Genomic DNA, 857 nt, shown 5'->3' on the forward strand with positions numbered 1-857 from the left:
TAAATACCAAACAGACTGCGGCAAATTTAACCTTGAAAGATCAACAGACCCTAATTAAATCATTGATGTTACGCTGATAACCACCACCTAAAGCGCACATAAGCGGGATGTTTCGCTGCTTACATAAGTTAAGAACGGCAAAGTCACGCGCGTATACGCCAGCCAAAGAAACATCAAATAAGCCGAGTTCGTCTTTGGTATAAATATCGGCGCCCGCATTATATAAAATAATATCGGGCTGGTGGAGGCGAACACATAACTCAAGAGCTTGCTCTAGTGTTGTTAAATACTCTGCATCTGTGGTGTTTGCAGGTAAGCCAAAGTCGTAGTTTGAGTGCTGTTTTTGCCGAGGAAAGTTTTGTTCACAGTGAATTGAGCAGCTAATTATCTGCTCGTGCTGTTGGGTTATTTGCGCGGTACCGTCACCTTGGTGTACGTCACAATCAAATATTAATACGGTGTCGGCTTGCTCCGTTGCAATAAGATGCGCTGCCGCAATGGCTAAATCATTAAAAATACAAAAGCCACTGCCGTAATTGCTATAAGCATGGTGGTACCCGCCACTTAAATTAGCTGCTAAACCACTATTAAGTGCATTCTCAGTTGCTTGAATACTGGCACCAACAGAATAAAGGGTTCGCTCGACTAGTTCAGGTGAGTGCGGAAACCCCATTTTTTTAACTGCTTTGTCAGTTAACGAGCCATTTAAAAAATCTGCGATGTACTCTGAGCTATGACACAATTTCAATTGCGCTGTAGTTGCAGGCGAAGGCGATATAAATTGGGTGTAGCCCAGGGTCTGTTGACCTTTCAAGGTTGAATTTGCAGCAGTCTGTTTGGTATTTAGGCAAGGCAGA

Annotated in this window: 1 protein-coding gene; it reads right to left on the bottom strand. The window is 43.2% G+C overall.

Annotated elements, in window-relative coordinates:
- Positions 1–40: 40 nt before the first annotated feature.
- Complete coding sequence (locus tag QMA00_RS18865; RefSeq protein ID WP_083703518.1) at positions 41–814, bottom strand: histone deacetylase; 774 nt, start codon at positions 812–814, stop codon at positions 41–43.
- Positions 815–857: the final 43 nt, after the last annotated feature.

The sequence above is a fragment of the Pseudoalteromonas sp. APC 3694 genome, assembly GCF_030407565.1.
GTDB classification, from domain to species: Bacteria; Pseudomonadota; Gammaproteobacteria; order Enterobacterales; family Alteromonadaceae; genus Pseudoalteromonas; species Pseudoalteromonas tetraodonis.